The following is a 22,933-nucleotide window of genomic DNA, read 5'->3' as shown; positions in this document are numbered from 1 at the left end:
CGAATGGGCGAGACAGATGGGCGCACGGCCCCTTCTCGTCGTGCCGGTGAGTCGGACGCCAACCGAACGGGCATCCTATGGAAGGTCCGTACGCAGACGCGTCACGCTGTGTTGTCAGGGGTGGACCCGTCGATGCCAACGAACCCGCACCTCGGGGACCCGGTGGTGTCACCACGCACCGGCGTCGTCGTCGCGTGCCTGTTGGCGTTGGCGATCGCGGCCTTCGACGTGGCGATGCCCGGCCTGCAGTTCGTCGGGTTGCTCGTCGCGCCGCCGTTCCTGGCCGCCGCACTGTCGTCGTACCGGTCGACGTTCGCGGTCGGCACCCTCTGTTTCGTGTTGGGCGCTGCGCTCGGGACGTTGAACGGCGCCGCGCTCGATCCACGCCAGGTGCTCCGGCTGGCCGCGATCCTGGTCTTCACCGCGCTGGCGGCCTGGCTGAGCATGCTCGGCGACCGGACGTCCAAGCGCGTGGCGACGTTGAGCAAGCTGGCGGTCGTCGCGCAGCAGGCCGTGCTGCGTCCGCTCGGGCCTCGGATCGGCGGGATGAACGTCGCCGTGCGGTACGTCTCGGCCAACGCCGAGGCCGACATCGGCGGTGACCTCTACGAGGCGCTGAGCACGCCCTATGGAACCCGGGTCCTGATCGGCGACGTCCGGGGCAAGGGCCTGGAGGCGGTGCGCCTGGCCAGCAGCGTCCTCGGGTCGTACCGGCACGTCGCCCACGAGCGCGTCGACCTACGGGCGATCGTCGCCGACCTCGACCGGGCGGTCGCGCGGTCGGTCGGCTACGAGGACTTCGTCACCGCGTGCCTGATCGAGGAGCGCGGCGGTCAGCTGACCGTGCTCAACTGCGGCCACCCGGCCCCGTTGCTGCTGCGTCAGGGCGAGGTGATCCCGTTGGAGCCGCCGTCGCCGGCGCCGCCGCTGGGGTTCCTGCCGGTGGTGCGACCGCGGGTCGAGCGGCTGGAGCCCGGCGACCGGCTGCTGCTGTTCACCGACGGCCTGGCCGAGGCTCGGCAGGACGGCGAGTTCTTCCCGATCCGCGAGCGGGCCTGGCGCATCGCCGGGCACGGCACGGTCGAGGACGGGCTGACGTCACTGGTCAACGCGTTGCGGGGCTGGGTCCACGGAGTTCTCGACGACGACATCGCGCTGATCCTGCTGGAGTACACCGGGGTCGAGCGCAAGCCCGAGGCCTCCAGCGCCGCCCGGCCCACCTGGGAGTGGGACCCGATCACCGGCGACTGACTCAGGTGACGCCCGGGCGTGCCGATGGCACGGCGACCCCTCTACCCCTCGAATTTCCTGCCGCTGTGTCGCCGCTCACTGTCATGTACCTACCGATTACCCGCCGGTAACCTATCATTTGTTACCGACCGGTATACCCATTGGTAGGCGCTCGTCAGGTCGGCGGGCCAGTCGGCACGGGAGGACATGCCGCGATGAGCCACTACAAAGCCAACCTGCGCGATCTCGAGTTCAACCTGTTCGAGGTCTTCGGTGCGGGCGACCGTCTGGGCCAGGGTGTGTTCGACGCGATCGACGAGGACACCGCCCGGGCCTTCCTCGCGCAGATGGTCGAGGTCGCCGAGGGCCCGCTGGCCGAGTCCTTCGTCGACGCCGACCGGAACCCGCCGGTGTTCGACCCGGCGACGAACTCGGTGACGCTCCCCGAGTCGTTCAAGAAGTCGTACCAGGCGCTGGTCGACTCCGAGGCCTGGCAGCTCGACGTGCTGCCCGAGCTCGGCGGCATCCGCAGCCCGCGCCAGCTGGTCTGGGCGATCTCCGAGCTGGTGCTCGGCGCGAACCCGGCGATCCACATGTACGCCAGCGGCTACGCGTTCGCCGGCGTCTTCCACAAGCTGGGGACGCCGCAGCAGAAGGAGTGGGCCAAGCTCTTCGTCGAGAAGCACTGGGGCTCCACGATGGTGCTCACCGAGCCGGACGCGGGCTCGGACGTCGGCGCCGGCCGCACGAAGGCGATCCCGCAGGCCGACGGCACCTGGCACCTCGAGGGCGTGAAGCGCTTCATCACGTCCGGCGACCAGGACATGACCGAGAACATCATCCACTACGTGCTGGCCCGGCCGGTCGGTGTGGAGGGTGCCGGCGGCCCGGGCACCAAGGGCCTGAGCCTGTTCATGGTGCCGAAGTTCCAGTTCGACGACGCCGGGAATCTGGGCGAGCGCAACGGCGTCTACGTCACCAACGTCGAGAAGAAGATGGGCCTCAAGGTCTCGGCGACCTGCGAGCTGACGTTCGGCGACAAGCACCCGGCCGTCGGCTACCTGGTCGGCGAGGTGCACGACGGCATCCGGCAGATGTTCAACATCATCGAGGCCGCCCGGATGATGGTCGGCACGAAGGCCATCGCGACGCTGTCCACCGGGTACCTGAACGCGCTGGACTACGCCAAGAACCGCGTGCAGGGCGCCGACCTGACCCGGCAGACCGACAAGACGGCCCCGCGGGTCACGATCATCCACCACCCGGACGTCCGCCGGAGTCTGCTGCGGCAGAAGTCCTACGCGGAGGGTCTGCGTGCGCTGGTGCACTACACCGCGTCGGTGCAGGACCAGCTGATCCTGGCCCGCGCAGCGGGCGACCTCGACGCGGCCGAGTCGTTCGAGCGGCTGAACGACCTGCTGCTACCGATGGTCAAGGGTGGCGGGTCGGAGCGGTCGTACGAACTGCTCGGCGCCGAGTCCCTGCAGACGTTCGGCGGCTCCGGCTTCCTGCAGGACTACCCGATCGAGCAGTACATCCGGGACGCCAAGATCGACACGCTGTACGAGGGCACGACGGCGATCCAGGGCCAGGACTTCTTCTTCCGGAAGATCGTCCGCGACTCGGGCAAGGCGCTCGGCGTACTGGCCGGCGAGATCGCGTCGTTCATCGAGTCGGAGAGCGGCAACGGCCGGCTGAAGAACGAGCGCGCGCTGCTCAAGACCGCGCTGGACGACGTCCAGGCCATGGTCGGGTGGAGCGTCACCCAGCTGATGTCGATGCAGGACGACCCGGCGAACATCTACAAGGTCGGTCTCAACACGACCCGGCTGCTGCTGTCGACGACCGACCTGGTCGTCGGGTGGCTGCTGCTCCGGCAGGCCGACGTCGCCCTGCGGGCGCTCGACGCGGGCGGCCCGGACGCGGACTTCTACACCGGCAAGATCGCGTCGGCCCGGTTCTTCGCGTCGACCGTGCTCCCGGAGCTGACGGCCCGCCGAGCGGTCCTCGAGGCCACCACTCTGGACGTCATGGAGGTGCCGGAAGGCGCGTTCTGACATCCACCGACTCGTTGCGGCGCGTTCCCGTCGTACCCTGGGTGGAGTAGCGTCGGCGGCGGTCACTTGATTCGCGTGTCAGGCAGGCCATTGCCGGGTATGGCGCCCGGCAACTGGCGTACACGACCGGGAGGTCGACATGGGTATCGGCGCGGGGCTCTTCCTCATCGCCCTGGGCGCAATTCTTGCCTTCGCCGTCACGGTCGACCTGCAGGGCATCGACCTTCAGGTGATCGGTTGGATCCTGATGTTCATCGGGGTGGTGGGCATCCTGATCAGCGTCTTCTACTGGGGTCCGCGCAAGCGCGCGAGTACGACGACGCGCGAGCGCATCTACACCGACGACCCGACGCAGCCGCCTCCGCCGCTGTGAGAACTCCGGAAGCCCCCGACCGCCGTGCGGCCGGGGGCTTTCGCGTTCGTCAGAGGCTCTCGCCGCGGAGCATCAGCACCAGCTCCGACGGGGCACCGGGGACGATGCGGATCGGGATCCCCCAGTCCTGCCGGCTGAGGTGGCAGGCCGGGTTCGGTCCCTCCACATCGCAGCTGGCCGCGTGCGCGCTCACCTGCAGTACGCCGTCGCCCTCTTCCGAGGGCTCCTCCTCGTCGCTCTCCTTCGCGAGGACGATCCGGCGCTCGAGGTCGGTGGTGACGCCCTCGCCGCCCCGGAGGACGTTCGACGGATTGGCCGAGATCTCCAGGCGGGTCGACGGGCCGTAGCGGTCGTCGAGTTTCTGGCCGGCCGGGGCCTCAAAGACGATCGTCACCTGGACCGGGCCGGGGCTGAGCTCGACCGGCGGCCGCTTCGTGCGGTGCCGGGTACCGGTGATCTGCTGCGACTCGCCCGGCGGAACCGGCCGGGTCACCCGGTGCGCGGCCGACTCGACGACGACCAGCGTCCCGTCGGCGACGACCGCGCCGGACGGCTCGGCCACGTTCATCGCCAGAGTGGACACCTCGTCGGTGACCGGGTCGTAGCGGCGGATCGCGTTGTTGTACGTGTCGCAGACCGCGATCGATCCGTTCGGCAGCACGGCCACCCCGAGCGGGTGCTGGAACAGCGCCTCGTCGGCCTTGCCGTCCATCGCGCCGAAGTCGAACAGGCCCTTGCCGACGGCGGTGTGCACCTCGCCGTTCTCGATCCAGCGGAGCGCGGAGCTCTCGGAGTCGGCGATCCAGAGCTTGCTGCCGTCGGCGGCCAGGCCCGAGGGCTGGGCGAACCAGGCCTGCGCCTTGGGGCCGTCGCGGAGCGACTCGACCGTGGTGCCCGCGTAGACCTCGAGGTGGTTCGCGACCGGGTCGTACGACCAGAGCTGGTGGGTGCCGGCCATCGCGACGATGACCCGGCCGTCGTACCAGGCGAGGTCCCACGGGCTGGAGAGGCGGGCCTCCCGCGGGTCTTCGGGGATGTCGACCGGGTCGCCCGGCGCTCCGCGCCAGACCTCGCCGGTTCCGGCGACGGTCGTGGTTCGTCCGGTCTCCAGGTTCAGCGCGCGCAGTTTGTGGTTGACCGTGTCCGCGACGAGGACGTCGTACCCGACCGTTGTCGCCACTTCGGACGGCAGGACGCAGACGCCCTGGGGCTCGGAGAACTGGGGATTCTCTCCGTCCCGGGCGCCCCTGGTGCCGTCGCCGATCCGGCGCAGGACGGTCTCGCCATCCTGGTCGAGTTCGACGAGCGAGTGGTGGGCGCTGTCGCTGACCAGGAAGTTGTCGTTCGGCAGGAGCGCGATCTTGCCGGGGAAGCGGAGCTCGGTGTCTTCGCGGGCTTCCTTCTCGGGGAGCGTTCCGCTCGTGTTCAGCGTGCCCTTGGCGGTGTGCTTCTCGATCAGCTCGCGGACGATCCGGCGGAGGCCCTCGGAGTGCCCCTCGCCGGACATCGAGGCGACCAGGTAGCCCTCCGGGTCGACGACCGCGAGCGTCGGCCAGGCGCGGGCCGCGTACTGCTGCCAGGTGAGCAGCTCGGGGTCGTCGAGCACGGCGTGCGGGACGTCGTAGCGCTCGACGGCCGCCTTCAGTGCCTCGGGGTCGCGCTCGTGCTCGAACTTCGGCGAGTGGACGCCGACCACGACGAGCGCGTCGCCGAACTCCTCCTCCACCGGGCGGAGCTCGTCGATGACGTGCAGGCAGTTGATGCAGCAGAACGTCCAGAAGTCGAGCAGGACGATTCGGCCTTTGAGGTCGTGCAGGGAGAGGCTCTGGCCGCCCGTGTTGAGCCAGCCCCGGCCCTGGAGCTCGGGGGCTCGGACCCGGAAGTTTGTGCTTGTCACGCCGTTAGTTTGCCTGGTCGAGGATCAGTCCTGCTTGCGGAGGCAGAGGACGTACTCGTCCTTGAAGTTGACGAAGGCGTCGGTGGTGTCGGGTGGGCAGGAGCCGTCTTCGACCTTCGTGGTGTCGTTGACGCGGTCGATGATCTGGTAGGCGCCGTCGCTGTTGCAGTCGACCGGCACCGCGCGGTCCTTGTCGCCGGAGGCCTCGCGCTTGATGCACTTGCCGGTGGAGTAGTCGCTGCCTACGACGGAGTCCGCGGCCCAGAAGGCGCCGCCGACGCAGAGGATCAGGACGACGACCGCGCCGATCAGCGCGGCGATGATCGGGCCGCGGGTGTACCAGGGCTTCTTGGGGCCCTGGGGGGCCTGGGGTGCGGTTTGGGGGTACTGGCCTGGCTGGGCGCCCGGGAGGGGCCCCTGGGGGCCCTGAGGGCCGGTGGGGGCCCATCCGGGGGTTCCGGGAGCGCCCGGGGCGGTCGGGGTGCCGGGGCCTGGCGGGGTGCCGGGGGGTTGGGTGCCGGGGGGTTGGGTGCCCGGGGCGGCGAAGCTGCCGGAGGCGGCGGGGCCGGGGGTTCCGGCGGGGCCGGGGGGTGCGGTGGGGGCGGAGCCGTAGGCCTGGGCGGGTGGGACGTAGCCGCCGCCGTACGGGGTGCCGGTCGGGGGTGCCCAGGCCGGGCCGGCGCCGCTGGTGGGCTGCTGGTGAGTGCCCGGGGTCGCCGGGGGCGGCGAGCCCGGAATCGGCGGCTGCGGCGGCGCGGAGGTCGGACGCGGCGGGCCGGACGTGGGGTGCGGCGGGCCGGACGAAGGGTACGCGGCGGTCGGCGGGGCCGAGGTAGGACGCGGTGGTGCCGAGGTCGGCTGCGGCGGCGCGGAGGTGGGGCGCGGCGGCGCGGAGGTCGGCTGGGGCGGGGCCGACGTGGGCTGGGGCGGGGCCGACGTGGGGATGGGGGTGGTCGGCGGGGCCGAGGTGGGTGGGTCGGACACCGGGTGCGTCCCCGCGGCGGCCGGCGCGCCGGAGGTCGGCGCGCCTGGCGTGGGCGCCCCGGACGTCGGGTGCGTCGGGCCGGGCGTCGGGCCGGGAACGCCCGAGGTGGGGCGGTCCGGAGTCGGCGGCTGGGAGATCTGGACCGTCTCGGTGGTGTCGTCCGACGGCCCCGACGGCGTCTTGATGACCTGCGTGGCCTCGGAGTCGTCGGGCGCGGGCGGCGGCCCGGACGTCGGAGCACCAGACGTCGGCGCGGCCGGCGCCTTCGAGTCGGGCTCCGAAGGTGACGACGGCTCAGGCGGGCGAGTGCCCTCGGTCATCGCGACGACTCCTCCACCGGTGCGGATACGGTCCGAGACCCGGACGCTATCGGGTCAACCGGTGACAGGGTACGAACACCGCAACTCCCGTTTCGTCCGGCCGGTGAATTCGCTGAGAAAGAAAGAGCCCGGCGCCTCTCGGCACCGGGCTCGGGATGCTGCTGCGGCTCAGAACTGCCGGCTAGCAATCACCAGGATCTCGTCGCGCATCGTGCCTTCCGGCACCCGTGCCAGAACCCTCTCCAGGGCCCGGGCACGACGGTGCGCAGTACGCCGCTCACGGAGCCGCTGGGCCAACGTGGACACGGGAATCGCCTTCTTTCCGTCGCTGTTCGAAGCTTAACGCCTTCAATAATGCGCCAGTAGCCTCGAATATTCCATCGATTTATCGGTGAGACGCCCCACTTGACCGTCGGCCGAACGCACCGCGCCCCGCCCTCGTCATCGGACGAGAGCGGGGCGCGGTGAGGGAAAATTACGACCAGGCGAGCGCGACGCCCTCCGGGTCCTCGAGGAACCGCCCGACGTCGGCGAGGAACTTCGAGCCGCCCTCGCCGTCGACGATCCGATGGTCGAAGGACAGCGCGAGCTGACACACCGAACGCGGCTTCACGACACCCCGGTGTACCCACGGCCGCTCGGCGATCTGCCCCACGCAGAGGATCGCCGCCTCGCCCGGGTTCAGGATCGGCGTCCCGGCGTCCACGCCGAACACGCCGACGTTCGTGATCGTGATCGTCCCGCCGGCCAGGTCGGCCGGGGGCGTGCGGCCGGCCTTGGCCACCGCTACCAGCTGATCGAGCGCCGCGGCCAGCTCGGGAAGACCCAGTCGATCGGCGTCCTTGACGTTCGGGACCAGCAGCCCACGCGGGGTCGCGGCCGCGATACCCAGATTGACGTAGTCCTTGACCACGATCTCGGCGGTGCCGTCGGGACCGTCGACCCAGGTCGAGTTGACCTCCGGGTGCCGGCCCACGGCCAGCGTGACCGCCTTCGCGATCAGCAGCATCGGGTTCACCCGGACGTCCGCGAACGCCGGGTTCTCGCGCAGCCGCCGGACCGCGCGGAGCGTCCGGGTCACGTCGACCGTGAGCCACTCGGTGACGTGCGGCGCCGTCGCGACGCTCGCCACCATCGCCTCGGCGGTCAGCTTTCGCACGCCGCGGACCGGTATCCGCTGCTCCCGCGCGTCCGGCGCGGCTCCGGCCACTGCCGTTTCGGACGTTCCGGCCGACGCTGCGCGAGTCACGTCGTCGCGGCTCACCGTGCCGTTGGGGCCGGTGGCCGGTATCGCGGTGAGGTCGACGCCGAGGTCGCGGGCGAGCTTGCGGACCGGCGGTTTCGCCCGGGGCCGGGTCGCCGTCGCGGGGTGGGGCTCCGGGCCGGTACTCGTCGGGAACGCAGTGGTCGGGCCGGCCGCCTGGGCGGCTCGTTCCGCGGCCCGGCCCATCTCGAGGCCGCCGTGGCGCACGGGTTTGACGCCCGAGGCCAGCGCGTCCGGGATGGTCGGGAGCAGCGGGAGCGTGGTGTCGGGTGCGGGCTCGGCCTGGTCGCCGACGAGGCCGGCGCCGCCGACCGCGGGTTCCGGCTCCGGGGTCGGCGTGGCCCGCCGAGGTCGCCGCCGAGCCGCCCCGGTGCGAGGCCCGTACCCCACGAGCACCGGCGTCCGCCCGCCCTCGCCGGGTTGGTCGCCGGCGGACGCCGCCACCACGTCGGCTCCGGCCGGGGGCGCGGCCAGGGCGGCGTCGCCGGTGATGGCAGTTTCGCCCGCGGCCGTAGCGTCCGTAGTGGCATCGGACGAGCCGGGGGCGGTGTCGATCGCGATGAGGGGCGAGCCCACCTCGAGGGTGGCGCCCTCCTCGCCGTGGAGGGTCGTCACGACCCCGGCGAACGGGGACGGGATCTCGACCGCGGCCTTCGCGGTCTCCACCTCGACGATCGGCTGGTTGAGCGCGACCGTCTCCCCGGGAGCCACGAACCACCGCAGAATCTCGCCCTCGGTGAGCCCTTCGCCCAGGTCGGGCAGGTCGAACGTGCGGATCTCAGCCATCTCAGAACCCGAACGAGCGGTCGACGGCATCCAGCACCCGGTCCAGGTCGGGCAGGTACTCGTCTTCCAGCCGGGCCGGCGGATAAGGCGTGTCGTATCCGGTCACCCGCAGCACCGGGGCCTCCAGCGAGTAGAAGCACCGCTCGGTCACCCGGGCCGCGATCTCCGACCCCATCCCCAGCGTCCCCGGCGCCTCGTGGACGACGATCAGCCGCCCGGTGCGCTCCACCGACGCGTACACCGGCTCCAGATCGAGCGGGGAGAGCGTCCGCAGGTCGATGACCTCGAGGTCGCGCCCGTCCTCGGCCGCGGCCTCGGCGCTCTCGAGCATCGTGCGGACCATCGGTCCGTAACCGACCAACGTGGCGTCGGAGCCCGGACGCACGACCCTCGCCGAGTGCAGCGGGTACCAGTCTTCGGCGGGGGCCTCCTCGGAGACCTCGCCCTTCTCCCAGTACCGGCGCTTGGGCTCGAAGAAGATCACCGGGTCGTCGGACGCGACCGCCTGCTGGATCATCGTGAACCCGTCGGCCGGGTTCGAGCAGGTCACGACCTTGAGCCCGGCGGTGTGGACGAAGTACGCCTCGGGCGACTCGCTGTGGTGCTCGACCGCGCCGATACCGCCGCCGAACGGGATCCGGATGACGACCGGCAGCTTCACCTGGCCGTGCGAGCGGTAGTGGATCTTGGCGAGCTGGCTGACGATCTGGTCGTACGCCGGGTAGACGAACCCGTCGAACTGGATCTCGCAGATCGGCCGGTAGCCGCGCATCGCCAGCCCGATCGCGGTGCCGATGATGCCCGATTCGGCCAGAGGTGTATCGATTACTCGGTGCTCACCGAAGTCTTTTTGTAGACCGTCGGTAACCCGGAAGACGCCCCCTAGACGGCCGACGTCCTCCCCCATGATCAGCGTCTTCGAATCGGTGTCCAGCGCGCTGCGCAGACCGGCGTTCAGCGCCTTGGCCAGCGTCATCGACGTCATCGACGGCTCCCTTCCCGGCGGGGGACGGTACTCCGCTCGGTTTCGTCGCCAGAAGCTAGGAATTCCGAGGAATAGGCGCGGAAGGTTTCGCGCTGGGCCTCGAGCGGTGCGGTGGGGTTGGCGTAGACGTGGTCGAAGATGGTCTCGGGGGCGGGATCGGGCAGCTCGAGGCAGCCCTTTCTCACCCGGGCGGCGAGCTCGTCGGCCTCGGCGTCGATCTCGTCGAAGAAGTCCGGGCCGGCCAGCTGCTGACGGACGAGGAACGAGCGGAGGCGCTCGATCGGGTCGCGCAGCCGCCACTCCTCGAGCTCCGCGGCGATGCGGTAGCGGGTCGGGTCGTCGGACGTCGTGTGCGCGCCCATCCGGTAGGTGAACGCCTCGATGAACGCCGGGCCCTGTCCGTGGCGGGCGTCGTCGAGAGCGCGACGGGTGACCGCGTAGGTGGCCAGCACGTCGTTGCCGTCGACCCGGACGCCGGGAAAGCCGAAACCGGCCGCCCGCCGGTAGAGCGGCACCCGGGTCTGCCGGTCGGTCGGCGCCGAGATCGCGTACTGGTTGTTCTGGCAGAAGAACACGACCGGTGCGGCGAACGCGGCCGCCCACACGAACGCCTCGTTGACGTCACCCTGGCTGGTCGCGCCGTCGCCGAGGTAGGCGATCACGGCCTCGCCGTCGCCGTTGCCGACCCGGCCGTCCTTCTGGACGCCCATCGCGTAACCGGTCGCGTGCAGGCACTGGGCGCCGATCACGATCGCGTACATCGCGAAGTTGTGCTCGTGCGGATCGGCCGCACCCAGGTCGACGCCCCGGAACATCCGCAGCGCGTGCAGCGGGTCGACGCCCCGGCACCAGGCGACGCCGTGCTCGCGGTAGGTGGGGAAGGCCATGTCTTGCGGGCGCAGCGCGCGTCCGGAGCCGATCTGCGCGGCCTCCTGACCGAGCAGCGAGGCCCACAGGCCCAGCTGGCCCTGGCGCTGGAGTGCGGTGGCCTCGGCGTCGACGCGACGCACCAGGACCAGGTCGCGGAAGAAGCCGCGGTATTCGTCGTCGCTGAGTTCGACGTCGTAGTCGGTGTCGTGGACCCGTTCGCCCTCAGGGGTGAGCAGTTGAACGAAGCCCCGCTCGGGGACGGATTCGGTCATGCCGATCTCCTCGCTCGTGCACTCCGGCGCGGGATTGCCGCACCGACGGTGAATCGCTGCCGATGCCGCTCGCAGGGGTGGCGCGGGGGACACCGGGGTCTGACGGCGAGGGCGTCGGTGGCCCTCGTCGCCAGCATGTCAGACCGATGCCTGCTCATGTCTGTCGGAAACCCACAGTGCGACCGGCCGTTAGCTGTCGCGATCGACGATTGTTGACGCTTCCGGTGCCGTCGTCCGATCGGGCAGCGGAGCCTGGGCGAACGCCGGGGGCGTCAGGATCGCTCCCGGCGGGGGTGTCGTCGGACGATGAAGTCGTCAGCACGGCGGCGGGGGCGAGGCGCCGGTCGCCGGGACGCGACGACGGGGAGGGCGGGCGATGCGACGGTCTCGTTCCCGTCGGCGGTCTCCTCGTCGGCAGTCTCCTCGGCGGCGGGCGACCTGGGGTGGGCTGGCCGCGTTGTGTGTGTTGGCGACGGGGTCCACGGCGGCGCTGCTCGTCGTGGCGAACGCCGGGGCGGATCTGGTGACGATCGCACCCGCCCGGCCGGGGAGTCTGCCGCCGGCTGCGGGGGGTGGGCCGGGCGGGCAGGCCGGTTCGGCTACGCCGTCTCGGGCGTCGGCGTTCGGGTGGTCGGAGGACGAGGCTCGACGTCCGTATGTGGCGCCGTCGCCTCGGCCGCCCTGGCGCCTGCCGTCGCCGTCGTTCTCGTCTCCGTCGTCTCCGTCGTCATCGTCTTCGTCGTCTTCATCGACGGCGGAGGCGGCGGAGACGGCGGAGCCCGACGAGTGGGGTGCGGCGACGACGCCGGCTGGACCGGCGTCCCCTGGGGAGGGGTCGGACCGGTCGGACGCCGCCGTACCCGACTCGTCGGAGACTCCGTCCGCGAGCCCGTCGGTGAGCCCGACGACGAGCCCGACCGCCGGTCCGTCGCCTACGCCCACCTCAAGCCCAGGGGGCGCCGAGGATGCGCGGGCGGAGGACTGACACCTGCTCGGCCGGCGGTTCCTCCTCCGGGGGATCCTCCGGAGGAGGATTCAGCTCCTCGATCAGTTTCTGCAGGTCTTCGGAGACCGACGGGTCGACGAGCATCGCCTGCAGCAGGAGTTGCTGGGCGCGGCTCTCCTGGTCGTGGGTGATCTGGTCGACCAGCCCGGCCGGGGCGTGCCCGATCGCCTGGTTGGTCTCCTCGAGCAGCTCGGCCTGGACCTCTTCACGTCCGCGGTGGCCGTGCCCGAGCACCTCGACGAACCGGGCCTTGACCGCAGCCCAGCTCTCCGTGGCCGCGGCCGCGACGATGGCCGAGCCACCCGCGGCCGCGACCCGGTGCAACGTCGCCACCAGCTGCGCGTCCATGAGTAAACCTTGACCCTTGGTGCTGAATTAGGGCAAGAGAGACACTCATGTCCGTTTCGTGCTCACTATCGTGACGCGGGTTCGTACGCCTTCGCGAGCGCCTCGGCGAACACCTCGGTCGGCTGGGCGCCGGAGACGCCGTACCGCATGTCGAGGACGTAGAACGGGACGCCGGAGATGCCGAGCTGTTGGGCCTGCTGTTCGTCTTGGCGGACCTCGTCGGCGTAGCTTGCCGGGTCTTCCAGGATCTTCCGGGCCTCGGCGGGATCGAGGCCGGCGTCGGCGGCCAGTTCCACCAGGGCGTCGGTGCTGTGGACCGACTTCGCCTCGCCGAAGTGCACCGCGTAGGCGTGGTCGAGCAGCTGCTGCTGCTTGCCCTGCGCGGCGGCCCAGTGCGCCAGGCGGTGGAAGTCGAACGTGTTGCCGGCGTGCCGGTTGTGGTCGTAGCCGAGGCCCTCGGCCGCGGCCAGGCCCTCGAGCTTGGCTTCGGCCGCCTCGACCTGGGCCTGGGGCATGCCGAACTTGGCCTTCAGCAGTTCGGTGACCGGGGTGGTCTTGTCGGTCGGGGCGCTCGGGTCGAGTTCGAACGAGTGGTAGACGACTTCGACGTCGTCCCGGTGTTCGAAGCCGGCCAGGGCGTTCTCGAACCGCCGCTTTCCGACGTAGCACCAGGGGCAGTCGATGTCCGACCAGATGTCAACGCGCATGACGCCTATCGTTGCTCGCTCGGCCAGACTTTGCCGGTGAGGCGTTCGTAACCCTCGAAATAACGAGCTTGGGTGGCCTTGACGACCTCGTCGGGGATCTCGGGGGCCGGCGGCTGCTTGTTCCAGCCGGTGCTGGTCGCCCAGTCGCGGACGAACTGTTTGTCGTACGAGCGCTGCGGGCGGCCGGGCTCGTACTCGTCGGCCGGCCAGAAGCGGGAGGAGTCCGACGTCAGGACCTCGTCGGCGAGGACGAGCGTGCCGTCCGGAGCCCAGCCGAACTCGACCTTCGTGTCGGCGACGATGATGCCGCGCTCGGCGGCGAGTTCGGCGCCGCGGCGATAGATCTCGAGGGTGAGGGTCTTGAGCTCGTGGGCTGCTTTTTCGCCCACGAGGCGCTCGACCTCGTCGTACGAGATCGGCTCGTCGTGGCCGACCTCGGCCTTGGTGGACGGGGTGAAGATCGGTTCGGGGAGCTGGTCGCCGTCGACGAGGCCCTCGGGCAGGGTGATGCCCGAGACCGTGCCGGTCTGGCGATACTCGGCGAGCCCGCCGCCGGTGAGGTAGCCGCGGGCGACGCACTCGACCGGCGCCATCCGTAGCCGCTGGCACCGGATCGCCCGGCCCGCCCACTCGGCCGGCACGTCGGTGTTGACGACGTGGTTCGGGACCACGTCCGCCAGCTGCTCGAACCACCACAGCGAGAGCTGGGTGAGGACCGCGCCCTTGTCGGGGATCGGGGTCGGGAGCACGACGTCGTAGACCGAGACCCGGTCGGAGGCGACCAGGATCAGGTCCTCGCCGTCCAGGTAGACGTCACGCACCTTGCCGGAATGAAGAAGCTCCACGGGGTCAGGGTAGTGGTTGTTTAGAAAAATGGACGTTCATTCATTTATGGTGGCGGCATGGATTCGGGTGGAAGTCGTACGGCTGTGCAGGTCGCTCTGTTCCGGGCGCTGGAGTCGGCGCGGTCGCCGTCGGAGCGGTTGTTCGTCGATCCGTACGCGGTGCGGTTTTTGGGGGGCGGGTATCGGGTTGCCGCTCTGGCGGCGAAGGTGGCGCCGGTGGGGCGGCGGTTGGAGAGGTACATCGATTCGCGGTGGCCGAGTGGGCCGCGGGGGTCGGCGGTGGTGCGGACGCGGTTGATCGATGACTGGGTGGGTGAGTTTGGGTCCGGATCCCGGGCCGGGGCCGGGCCAGAGGCCGGGGCCGGGGTTGGGCCAGAGGCCGGGGACGGGGCCGGGGTTGGGGTTGGGCCAGAGGCCGGGGACGGGGTTGGGGTTGGCGCTGGGGGTGGGGCGTTGCAGGTGCTGGTGCTCGGGGCGGGGTTCGACAGTCGGGCGCATCGGCTGCCTGCGCTGGCCGACGCGACCGTGTTCGAGGTGGATCACCCGGCGACGCAGGCGGTGAAGCAGCGGGTGCTGCGGGGTCGAGTGGTGTTCGTGCCGGTCGATTTCCTGCGCGACGACCTGGGCGCGGCGCTGACGCGGGCGGGGTTCGACCCCAACGTGCGGACGGTCGTGATCTGGGAGGGCGTGACGAACTACCTCACGGAGGCGGCGGTCGACTCGACGGTGCGGGTCGTCGTTTCTCTGGTCCCGCTGGGGAGCGAGGTGATCTTCACGTACGTCGACCGGGCGGTGCTCTCCGGGGATCCTGATGACGTCGAGACATGGCGGGGTGCGGTCTCGGCGGTCGGGGAGCCGTGGACGTTCGGCTTCGACCCGGCCGAGTTGCCGTCGTACCTGTCGGCCAGGGGGCTGCGATTGCTGGACGACCTGTCGACCCGGGACGCGGCCGCCCGGTACGGCCGGTCGGAACCGACCGCTGCGTTCTACCGGGTCGCCCGAGCGGAGGTCGTCGGTGCCTAAGGTCAGCGACGAGCATCTGGCCGCGCGGAGGCAACAGATCCTGGACGCGGCGGCCGCGTGCTTCGCCCGGCAGGGGTTTCACCGCACGTCGATGAGCGACATCGTGCGCGAGTGCGGGGTGAGCGCCGGGCTGGTCTACCGGTACTTCAGCAGCAAGGACGAGATGATCGAGGAGATCGTCCGGGAGTGGCACGCGCATCGTGCGGTGGCTCTGCAAGCCGGGGACGCGACCGAGAGCTACCTGGGGTTGCTGCGTGAGTTGGGTACTCCGGCCGGGCCGGACCCGGGGCTGGCGCTTCAGGTGTGGGCGGAGTCGGTCCGGTCTCCGGAGATTCGCGCGCTCGCGCGCGAGGGAGTGGACGCGGCCCGCCGTTCGGCGGCCGAGGTCGTGGGGTCGGACGCGTTGGTGCGGGTGTTGATCGCGGTCTATCAAGGGCTGCTGGTGCAGACGGCGTGGGACGAGTCGCTCGACAACGGCGCGTTCGTGGAGGCGGTGCGGGGGGTGCTGGATCGGTTGAATCCCGGGGATTCCGGGGTTTTTGGAGGTCCTTGAGGTGGCCGAGGCCGCCGCGGGTGAGCGGCGGTCTCGGTATCGGGGGAGTGGGGGTTAGCGGGTCTGGGCTCGGAGCATCCAGAGGTGCTTCTCGAGGCCGTCGACGATCTGGACCACGAGGTCGTGGGAGATCGGGTCTTTCTCTTCGAGCGTCGGCAGCGTGGAGCGGGCCCGGCCGGCCACGGCGCCGACCTCGTCGGCAACGAGCGCAACGGCTTCGAGAGCGTCGAGCCACCCGGTGCGGAAGTCGGCCACGGCGGACTTCGCCACGGCGGCCGGGCGCCCGTCGATGCTCACCTCGAGAGCGATCGCCCGCTCGGCGGCGTCGTCGGAGTACGTCCGTACGTCGGCGAGCACCTCGTCGAGCTGCTCGTGGACCTGCTTGAACGTGGCTCCGTGGACGTGCCAGTGCGCCTGCTTGAGGTTGAGCGAGAGTGCGATGAGGTCGATCGCGACGCCTTCGAGGACGTGCCCGACCTCGGCGCGGACGGTTTCGTCGAGGGCGGTGGAGCGCGTGCTCATGTCGAATCCCTCCCTGGGGGTCCTCTGGGTTCTGTCGAGGGAGGGGTGTCCGGTGAGGTGGGCGGAAAACTAGCTCCTACGTCACAGGGGTCAGCGCTGACCTGGGACGCGGGGGCGGGGACGGGTGTCGTTGTCGTCCTCGTCGCGGGCCGGCGGCCGATCGGAGGCGTCGTCGCGCGTCGGCGGGCGCCCGAAGGCATCGTCGCGCGCGGCCGGCCAACCGAAGCTGTCCTCGCGATCGGGGCTGTCGTCGCGCGCGGGCCGGCGCCCGGGGGTGTCGTCGCGGGCGGGCAGACGGCCGGGGGAGTCGTCGCGGGATGTCTTGTCGCGGGCCGGTGGGCGGCCGAAGGGGTCTTCGCCGTCGTCCTCACCGGCCCACCACCGGTCGACGACATCGGCGGACTCCTTGCGGCGGCCGAAGAGCCCACGCAGGCCTTTGCGGCCGGTGTCGAGTTCTGAGTCGGTGCTCGCAGGGGCCTTGTTCTCGTCCCGGCCCGGGGCGGAGCTGGGGTTGATCGGCGACGGCTCGGCTTTCGCGGTGGACCCGCCAGCTGGGTTCGTCCCGGCCGGAGAGGTCGCTGCCGTCCCGGCCGGAGGGGGCGGTGGGGTCGTGGACGCGAACGGCGAGGGGCGGGCAGCGTGGCGGGTGCGTTCCCAGGCGATTTCGGGGTCGGCCTCCACGGCCGGGCGGGGCGGCGGGGCCGGCGGGAGGTTCCCGCCGGGGCGGCGCCCCCGCGATGCCCGAGCCGGCCGCTCGTCCGGCCCCCCCGACGCCGAATTCTGCGCGGACGGCCGGGTTGACGGCGAGGCTTGCCCGGACGGCGAGGTCTGGCCGGACGGCGAGGGCTGCCCGGACGGCGAGGGCTGCCCGGACGGCGAGGTCTGGCCGGACGGCGAGGGGTGCCCGGACGGCGAGGTCTGGCCGGACGGCGAGGCTTGCCCGGACGGCGAGGTCTGGCCGGACGGCAAGGCTTGCCCGGACGGCGAGGTCTGGCCGGGCAGCGAGGTCTGGCTGTGCGGCGGAGTCGCGGGCGTGCCCGCGCCCCGCGATGCGCGAGCCGACCATGGTTCCGAGCTGGCCGGGCCTGACGGCGAAGTCGCCCTAGGCAGGGGCGTCTGCCCGGCCGGGAAAGCCTGTCCGAGCCCGGGAGCTTGTCCAGGAGCGGGAGCTCGCCCGGGCGCGGGGGCTTGTCCGGGCCGCGGGGTGACGGGCGGAGGGGTCGCGGGCGTGCCCGCGCCTCGGGGCCGCGCCGGCCGCGGAGGCTCAGCCGGCGGAATCGCGGATCCGAGCCAATCGGCCCGGCCGCCCGGCGGGGTCGGCGCGGGGGTGGGCCACGCGGAGCCAGCAGGAGTCGACTGCCCGGGCCGGGTCGCGGCCGTAGGGCCCGGCCCGGTGCCCGGGGCGGCAGCGCCCTCCTGCGGAAGACGGGCCCCGGTCGGCCGAGTCAGGCCGGCGCCCGGCGCGGTGCTGCCCGCTTGCGGAAGTCGGGTCTCGGCCGGCTGGGCTGGGCGGGTGCCCGGCCTGGTGGAGCGGAGGTCGGACCAGGTCGCCTGGTTGCCGGGCGCTGGGTTGCCGGGCGCTGGGTTACCGGGCGCTGGGTTGCCGGGCGCCGGGTTGCCGGGCGCCTGGTTGCCGGGCGCTGGGTTGCCGGGCGCCTGGGTGCCGGAAGCCGGGGCGCCGGAAGCGCCGAGCGTGCCAGCAGCGCTCGGGGCACCGGGGGCACCAACTGCGCCGGGGCCGCCAGCAGCACTGGGAGCGCCGGGTCCGCCAGCCGCGCCCGGAGCGGCGGAGGCGCCCAGCGTTTGCGGGTGCGTGGGATTCCCCGGGGTCGAGGGGGTGCTCGGCCAGTTCGGGGGTAACGGGGCGCTGCCTGACGGGGCCGCTGGCGAGCCTGGCCAGGTCGGCGCGGTCGCCGGCGGTGGGGGCGGTGAGCCGGCCGACGGGCGCAGGTCGACGTCGGCGACCGGGGGCGTTCCGTCCCGCAGGGGCGACGGCTGCCAGGCGGCCGCGAACTGCGACCAGTTCGAGGCGTCGGGCTGGGATGCCGACGGCCCTGGGGTTGCCTCCACCGGCCGGGTGCCCAGCGGCGGCGGAGTGCCGACTGCACCGCCCCCCGGCGACGGCTGGTCGGGCGGGGTGGCTCGGTCGAGGGCGAACGGGCGCAGTGCCCGCGCGGCCGCGATGTCGGGCGGCGGGGTCGCGCTCGCCTGCCGCTCGGCCGACGGCTCGAACCAGCTGTCGGTCGAGGCCGCCGAGCCGACCTGCTCCGGCCCACCGGCCACCGCTGGCCGAGACCCGGCCGACCCACCGGCCGCATCCGGCCGAGACCCGGCCGCATCCGGCCGAGACCCGGCCGCATCCGGCCGAGGCCCGGCCGGCCCGCCGGCCGCACCCAGCGGTGAGACGCCCCCGTGCGGCCGCACCACAGGCTCGGTGGCAGGCGCCTCGAAGGCGCCGGATCGCGGCACCTCGGTGCGGGCTTGGAACGGGCTGTCGAGCCGCCGGGGCGGCGCCCCCGAATCCGCGGGTCGGGGCTGACCCGGGGCGTCTGAGCGGCCGGGATCCGTCGGCCGAGGCTGGAACGGGTCGGGGTAGTTGGTGGCAGACGGCAACGGCCCCAGACCTCCCACTTCTCTCGGCTTAAGAGGACCGACCTCGCCCGCACCTTCGAGACCCGTCGGCGACACGTCCGAAAACGGCAGCTCGCCCACCGGCAGGTCGGTAGACGGACGGGCCGACCCACCTCGAGGAACCGGCACGCCCAGGTCGACCAACGCGTCACGGACGCGCGCGTACGCGCTGAGTTCCGCGCGCACCGGGGCCAGCACCCGCTCGCGGGCAACCGGCGTCACCGCCTCGAGCACGGCCTGCTCGGCCCGCACCCTCGCGGCCCTCGCTCCGCGCCTCGCCAGCACCAGGCCGACGACGTGCAGGATCGGGCCCAGCAGCAGCCCGGCCAGCAACAATCCGACCGGCGCCACCAGCGAACCGGAGCGCGAGTCGCCCCCGCTCACAGCGGCCGCGATCCCGAGCCCCAGCGTCCAGGCGACGCCCGCGAGCAGGGCCAGCACCGCGAGGTACTGCACTCCGCGATACAGCCACCACCAGCCCGGCCGACGGGACAGGCCGAGGTCGGCGCCGGCCACCGCTCGGTCGAGCGCATCGGGGAGGCTGTCGAGCTCCGATCTCGCGGCCTGGTGCACCAGCTTGGGCCACGGCTCGGGCAGGGGAGCGGTGGCGTCCTCCGCGAGGTCGCGCAGCGCCTCCTCCACCTGCGGACGCTGCACCGGGTGCAGCACCGCCGGGCGCGCGCCGCTGCGCCGGTGACCCTTGCCCGCGTTGTCACGCAGCGGGGCCAGCGGATCGGCCTTGGCCCGGCCGAACCAGTGGATCAGCGGCCACCCGAGGCTGCGGTTCGCCGAGTACCTGTACCCGCGCTCCACCGCCTCACCGACCGCGGTGACGCCTGCGGCCTCGGCCAGCGTCGTGTACAGACGCTTCGCCGCGCTGCGGTCGACGTCTTCGCGGACCTCGGGACCGGCCAGCGGCGCCAGCTCGTCGGCGACCCCGTCGAGGTCGGCGGCCAGGCGACGCAGAGCGGCCTGGCGGGTCGACACCGTCGCCGTGATGCGGTTCTTCAGCTCGGACATGCCGTCGCCGCGCAGCGCGGAGAGCGGAACCAGCGGAACACCGCGCAACCCGTCGGCGTCGAGCAGGCGGCGGACGTCGGACAGGCAGGCCTCGGTGTCGGCGGTGCTGAGCAGGTCGACCTGGTTGAGCACCACGACCGTGACACCCGCGTGCCGGGACAGCCGCCGCAGGTAGCGGGAGTGGATGGCCTCGTCGGCGTACTTCTGCGGGTCGAGCACCCAGACCAGCAGATCGACGAGCTCGACCAGCCGATCGACCTCGAGCCGGTGCGCGAGCTGCGTCGAGTCGTGGTCGGGTAGGTCGAGCAGGACCAGGCCGCGCATCTCGTGCTGGGTGTCGGCGTCGAGAGCACTCTCGCGGGCCGTGCGGTTGTCGTACGGAATGCTCAGCCAGTCGAGCAGCGGACCGGCGCCGTCGGGCCCCCAGACGCACGCGTGCGGGGCGTTGGTGACCGGACGCCGTACCCCGACCTCGGACAGGTCGAGCCCGGCGAGCGCGTTGAACAGCGACGACTTGCCGCTGCCGGTGGCGCCGGCCAGCGCGACGACCGTGTGCGCCGGGGACAGCGAGAGCCGTTCGGTGATCTGGCGGGTGACGTCACGGGCCGAGCGCAGGTACGAGTCGTCGACGCGGCCGTCGACCACGCCCATCACGCGTTCGAGCGAGGTGAGGCGCGCGGCGATCGACGGAGCTCCGTCGCCCGCTAACACCGGCGGCCCGGCGGACGGTCGGCTCATCGGCCCTCCTCCGGCGCCGGGACTTCGGTGGTCACGGACTCGACGGTAGCCGCTTCTCCCTTTTGTGCGGGTGCCTCATCCACAGGCCCGTCGTCGGCCGATGCCCCCGGTCGCAGGTCGAGGTTCGGCTCCGGCAGCGTGGCCAGCATCGACGCCAGCGCGTTCGTCGTCTCCGCCGGAGGCTCCGACGATTCCGAGGGGCCTGACGGCCCCGTCGGCGCGGGCTCGGCGAACAGGGCCGCCACCTCGCCGCGGTGGCGATCGATGTGCCGCACGGCGTCACGCAGGCGGTCGACGGTGCCCGCCGCGGGTTCGAGCTGGTCCAGCCGAGCCGTATAGCGACGCTGCTCAGCAGCGAGTGCGGCGCTCAGCCGCCCGAGAAGATCGGCCCTGGCGACGTGAGCGGCGGCGCGCACCTCGTCGTCCTCGAAGACCTCGGCCAGCAGCTCGGCCGAGAGCGTGACCGTGCCGCCGGCGATGTCGACCTCGCGGCCGACCGGAAGCGTGCCATCCTCCAACGCGGCCGCGATCGCGATCGGCAACGCCGCCGCGCGGCGCCCACCCCCGCCGGCCGGGCCGGCTCCGGCCGAGCCGTCGATCCCGTCCAGCCAGGCGCGCGCCGCCTCTTCCGCGTTCTTCGCCGCGTCGGTCGACGCCCGATCGCCCAGCGGCTCGGCCGCCGCGGTGCCGGGTGGGGTCTTCCGCCAGCCACCGAGCAGCTCGGCGGCGGCCTCGTCGGCGACCGACGTGAACAGCCGCACGACCCCGCCGACCAGCCCGGCCCGGACCCGGGAGGCGCGGATCGACGACTGGCCGGTCAGCGTTCCGCTGCCCTTGCCCGAGCGCGCCTCCAGGATCGCGGCCAGCCCGCCGTTGCCCGCGTACTCCTGCCACCGGCCGACGACGTCACCGCGGAACAGGACGCCGTCGGCGATGCCCGAGCGCAGCTTGGCGTCCGCGGCCGAGAAGATCGAGCCGATGCTCGAGCGGAGCGTCGCCACGGTCTCCCGCTGGGCCCGGGTGGCGTCGGCGAGGACGTCGACCCGGTCGCTGATCGAGGCCAGCGCACCGGTCAGCGTCTGGCGGACGATGCGCAGGCGCTGCGCGGGCGTCTCGGACAGCCGGGTGGTCCACATCCGCAACGAGCGGACGGCCTGCTCCGCCAGCAGCCCGCGCTCGTCGAGCGTCGACTGCTCGATGACGAACAGCGGTGCGGCGCCCAGCCCCTCGTCGCGCAGGAGTTCGCGCAGGTGGGTGCTGACCGTCGCGTGGGCCAGGTGGTTGACCCGGGAGAGCACGACCGCGACCGAGGCGCCTCGGGCCACGGCGGCCCGCAGCAGGTCCCAGGGCAGCGCGTCGGCGTAGCGGGCCGCGGTGGTCACGAAGATCCACAGGTCGGCGGCGGCCAGCAGCCGGCCCGCGAGCTGGCGATTTTCGGACTCGACCGAGTCGACGTCGGGCGCGTCGACCAGCGCCAGACCGCGCGGTACCGCGTCGGACTCCAGGACGCGGATCGAGCCGCGCCGGCCGTCGGCCGAGCGCGGTAGCGACGGCAGCGGGCCGCCGATGAGGAACGTGCCGAAGTCGTCCGGGTGGCAGACCAGCACCGGGGAACGGGTCGTCGGGCGCAGTACGCCGGCCGGGCTGACCGGCTCGCCGACGAGCGTGTTCAGCAACGTCGACTTGCCGCCGCCGGTGGAGCCCCCGATGACCAGCAGCGGCGGGGTCTCCGGGCGGCTGAGCCGGGGGATCAGGTAGTCCTCGATCTGCGAGGCGAGGCTCGACGCGGTGCCGACGGCGTCGTCGGCACCGCGTAGCGGCAGCTCGAAGCGGGTGTCGGCCAGCGCGACCCGGAGCGCCTCTAAGCCGATGACCAGTTGCCTCGGAGGCGTCGGCGCGGCTGCCCGGGCGGGCAGACCGCTCTTTTCGGGCGTAGTGGGCCACGACGTGGCACGAACACCCCCGTCCGTCGTCACGCGAGTTCTGCCTCTCCGCTTACCCCGGACCGATTACCTGCGCCGACCCCACTCGACGTATCCGCTCGGAGACTACCGTCGAGAGGCTCGTCGGAGCCGACTAACGCTGTCGTGGTACGAAGCCGTGACCCGGGCGCGAGGCCTACTCGTCGTCGGTGAGGTCGGCCAGCGCCGCCTCGACCTCGGCCAGCTCGCGGCGAAGGCGTTCGGCCTGCTCTTCGGCCTCGGCGCGGGCCGCGGCGACGATGTCGTCGACCGCCTCGGTGACGCCCGGCGAGTCGAGCTGGCTCACCATGCGCAGCGCGTCGGCGGCCCGGATCGGCGTCGGCTTGATGAGCACGCGGGCGCCGCGGGACGCGGAGATCGTCCACAGACCCTCGTGGTGACCGATCGTGACCGTGAGGTCGGGCGCCTTCTTCGCGGAACCCTTCCGCGCGGGCTTCGGCTTTCCCGGCGCGGCCGGTGCCGACGCGACCGCCGGAGCGGCGGCCCGGCCCACGGCGGGCGCGGGGGCCGAGGCGCTCG

General features: G+C 72.4%; 16 protein-coding genes and 1 pseudogene. 5 read left to right on the top strand and 12 right to left on the bottom strand.

The features are described from left to right. The first annotated feature begins 132 nt into the window (after positions 1-132). From FL583_RS37145 to FL583_RS37135, 3 genes are all read left to right on the top strand, one after another. Positions 133-1,251 (top strand): PP2C family protein-serine/threonine phosphatase, encoded by a 1,119-nt coding sequence (locus tag FL583_RS37145; protein ID WP_142709605.1) that lies wholly within the window; start codon positions 133-135, stop codon positions 1,249-1,251. A 194-nt stretch (positions 1,252-1,445) separates the two neighbouring features. Continuing rightward, positions 1,446-3,287 (top strand): acyl-CoA dehydrogenase, encoded by a 1,842-nt coding sequence (locus tag FL583_RS37140; RefSeq protein ID WP_142709604.1) that lies wholly within the window; start codon positions 1,446-1,448, stop codon positions 3,285-3,287. A 139-nt stretch (positions 3,288-3,426) separates the two neighbouring features. After that, positions 3,427-3,660, top strand: coding sequence for a DUF6458 family protein (locus tag FL583_RS37135; RefSeq protein WP_142709603.1), 234 nt, complete (start codon positions 3,427-3,429; stop codon positions 3,658-3,660). Between the two features lie 49 nt (positions 3,661-3,709). Here the strand turns inward: FL583_RS37135 and FL583_RS37130 are convergent, their stop codons facing one another. From FL583_RS37130 to FL583_RS37095, 8 genes are all read right to left on the bottom strand, one after another. Beyond that, entirely contained in the window at positions 3,710-5,557 is a 1,848-nt protein-coding gene (locus FL583_RS37130; RefSeq protein WP_142709602.1) for an NHL domain-containing thioredoxin family protein, read from the bottom strand. 24 nt (positions 5,558-5,581) lie between these two features. Continuing rightward, positions 5,582-6,862 (bottom strand): LppU/SCO3897 family protein, encoded by a 1,281-nt coding sequence (locus FL583_RS42675; RefSeq protein ID WP_170324068.1) that lies wholly within the window; start codon positions 6,860-6,862, stop codon positions 5,582-5,584. A gap of 475 nt (positions 6,863-7,337) precedes the next feature. Further along, a complete protein-coding gene (locus FL583_RS37120) occupies positions 7,338-8,912 on the bottom strand; it encodes a dihydrolipoamide acetyltransferase family protein (RefSeq protein ID WP_142709601.1) in 1,575 nt (524 codons plus the stop codon). Between the two features lies 1 nt (position 8,913). Further along, positions 8,914-9,897 carry an alpha-ketoacid dehydrogenase subunit beta gene (locus FL583_RS37115; protein ID WP_142709600.1) on the bottom strand — a complete coding sequence of 328 codons (984 nt, stop codon included), beginning with the start codon at positions 9,895-9,897 and terminating at the stop codon, positions 8,914-8,916. Continuing rightward, positions 9,894-11,039 carry a pyruvate dehydrogenase (acetyl-transferring) E1 component subunit alpha gene (gene pdhA, locus FL583_RS37110; RefSeq protein WP_142709599.1) on the bottom strand — a complete coding sequence of 382 codons (1,146 nt, stop codon included), beginning with the start codon at positions 11,037-11,039 and terminating at the stop codon, positions 9,894-9,896. The genes FL583_RS37115 and pdhA overlap by 4 nt, the downstream gene beginning before the upstream one ends. Before the next feature lie 943 nt (positions 11,040-11,982). After that, positions 11,983-12,393: a hypothetical protein gene (locus FL583_RS37105; protein WP_142709598.1), complete on the bottom strand. Its 411-nt coding sequence runs from the start codon at positions 12,391-12,393 to the stop codon at positions 11,983-11,985. A 65-nt stretch (positions 12,394-12,458) separates the two neighbouring features. Then, positions 12,459-13,100: a DsbA family oxidoreductase gene (locus FL583_RS37100; protein ID WP_142709597.1), complete on the bottom strand. Its 642-nt coding sequence runs from the start codon at positions 13,098-13,100 to the stop codon at positions 12,459-12,461. A 5-nt stretch (positions 13,101-13,105) separates the two neighbouring features. Further along, entirely contained in the window at positions 13,106-13,945 is an 840-nt protein-coding gene (locus FL583_RS37095) for a phosphoribosylaminoimidazolesuccinocarboxamide synthase (RefSeq protein ID WP_142709596.1), read from the bottom strand. Positions 13,946-14,002: 57 nt separating this feature from the next. On the opposite strand from FL583_RS37095, the gene FL583_RS42750 reads away from it, so the two are divergent. Beyond that, the gene (locus FL583_RS42750) at positions 14,003-14,968 is read left to right on the top strand and encodes a class I SAM-dependent methyltransferase (RefSeq protein WP_142709595.1); all 966 of its coding nucleotides are present in this window, start codon (positions 14,003-14,005) and stop codon (positions 14,966-14,968) included. Continuing rightward, a complete protein-coding gene (locus FL583_RS37085; protein WP_142709594.1) occupies positions 14,961-15,521 on the top strand; it encodes a TetR/AcrR family transcriptional regulator in 561 nt (186 codons plus the stop codon). The genes FL583_RS42750 and FL583_RS37085 overlap by 8 nt, the downstream gene beginning before the upstream one ends. A 54-nt stretch (positions 15,522-15,575) precedes the next feature. Here FL583_RS37085 and FL583_RS37080 read toward each other — a convergent pair whose 3' ends face one another. The 4 genes and pseudogenes from FL583_RS37080 to FL583_RS40615 form a co-directional block, all read right to left on the bottom strand. Then, on the bottom strand, positions 15,576-16,043 hold the full coding sequence (locus FL583_RS37080) for a Dps family protein (protein WP_142709593.1): 468 nt from the start codon (positions 16,041-16,043) through the stop codon (positions 15,576-15,578). A gap of 90 nt (positions 16,044-16,133) precedes the next feature. Continuing rightward, positions 16,134-20,432 (bottom strand): YfjP family GTPase, encoded by a 4,299-nt coding sequence (locus tag FL583_RS42670; protein ID WP_142709592.1) that lies wholly within the window; start codon positions 20,430-20,432, stop codon positions 16,134-16,136. Continuing rightward, on the bottom strand, positions 20,429-22,408 hold the full coding sequence (locus FL583_RS37070) for an ABC transporter (RefSeq protein WP_142709591.1): 1,980 nt from the start codon (positions 22,406-22,408) through the stop codon (positions 20,429-20,431). The genes FL583_RS42670 and FL583_RS37070 overlap by 4 nt, the downstream gene beginning before the upstream one ends. 142 nt (positions 22,409-22,550) lie before the next feature. Continuing rightward, positions 22,551-22,933 (bottom strand): annotated as a pseudogene (locus FL583_RS40615) (hypothetical protein); the annotation flags it as partial.

Origin of the sequence: Cryptosporangium phraense, from assembly GCF_006912135.1 — a bacterium.
In the GTDB taxonomy this organism is placed as follows: domain Bacteria; phylum Actinomycetota; class Actinomycetes; order Mycobacteriales; family Cryptosporangiaceae; genus Cryptosporangium; species Cryptosporangium phraense.
Note: the sequence above shows the minus strand (reverse complement) of the source record. Positions and strands in the feature narration are given on the sequence as shown.

What these genes read in the sequence shown, in the direction of transcription:
- FL583_RS37145 (WP_142709605.1), top strand. Translation starts at nt 133, where the DNA reads ATGCCAACGAACCCGCACCTCGGGGACCCGGTGGTGTCACCACGCACC.
- FL583_RS42750 (WP_142709595.1), top strand. Translation starts at nt 14,003, where the DNA reads ATGGATTCGGGTGGAAGTCGTACGGCTGTGCAGGTCGCTCTGTTCCGG.
- FL583_RS37080 (WP_142709593.1), bottom strand. Translation starts at nt 16,043, where the DNA reads ATGAGCACGCGCTCCACCGCCCTCGACGAAACCGTCCGCGCCGAGGTC.
- FL583_RS37105 (WP_142709598.1), bottom strand. Translation starts at nt 12,393, where the DNA reads ATGGACGCGCAGCTGGTGGCGACGTTGCACCGGGTCGCGGCCGCGGGT.
- FL583_RS42670 (WP_142709592.1), bottom strand. Translation starts at nt 20,432, where the DNA reads ATGAGCCGACCGTCCGCCGGGCCGCCGGTGTTAGCGGGCGACGGAGCT.
- pdhA (WP_142709599.1), bottom strand. Translation starts at nt 11,039, where the DNA reads ATGACCGAATCCGTCCCCGAGCGGGGCTTCGTTCAACTGCTCACCCCT.
- FL583_RS37100 (WP_142709597.1), bottom strand. Translation starts at nt 13,100, where the DNA reads ATGCGCGTTGACATCTGGTCGGACATCGACTGCCCCTGGTGCTACGTC.
- FL583_RS37120 (WP_142709601.1), bottom strand. Translation starts at nt 8,912, where the DNA reads ATGGCTGAGATCCGCACGTTCGACCTGCCCGACCTGGGCGAAGGGCTC.
- FL583_RS37115 (WP_142709600.1), bottom strand. Translation starts at nt 9,897, where the DNA reads ATGACGTCGATGACGCTGGCCAAGGCGCTGAACGCCGGTCTGCGCAGC.
- FL583_RS37135 (WP_142709603.1), top strand. Translation starts at nt 3,427, where the DNA reads ATGGGTATCGGCGCGGGGCTCTTCCTCATCGCCCTGGGCGCAATTCTT.
- FL583_RS42675 (WP_170324068.1), bottom strand. Translation starts at nt 6,862, where the DNA reads ATGACCGAGGGCACTCGCCCGCCTGAGCCGTCGTCACCTTCGGAGCCC.
- FL583_RS37140 (WP_142709604.1), top strand. Translation starts at nt 1,446, where the DNA reads ATGAGCCACTACAAAGCCAACCTGCGCGATCTCGAGTTCAACCTGTTC.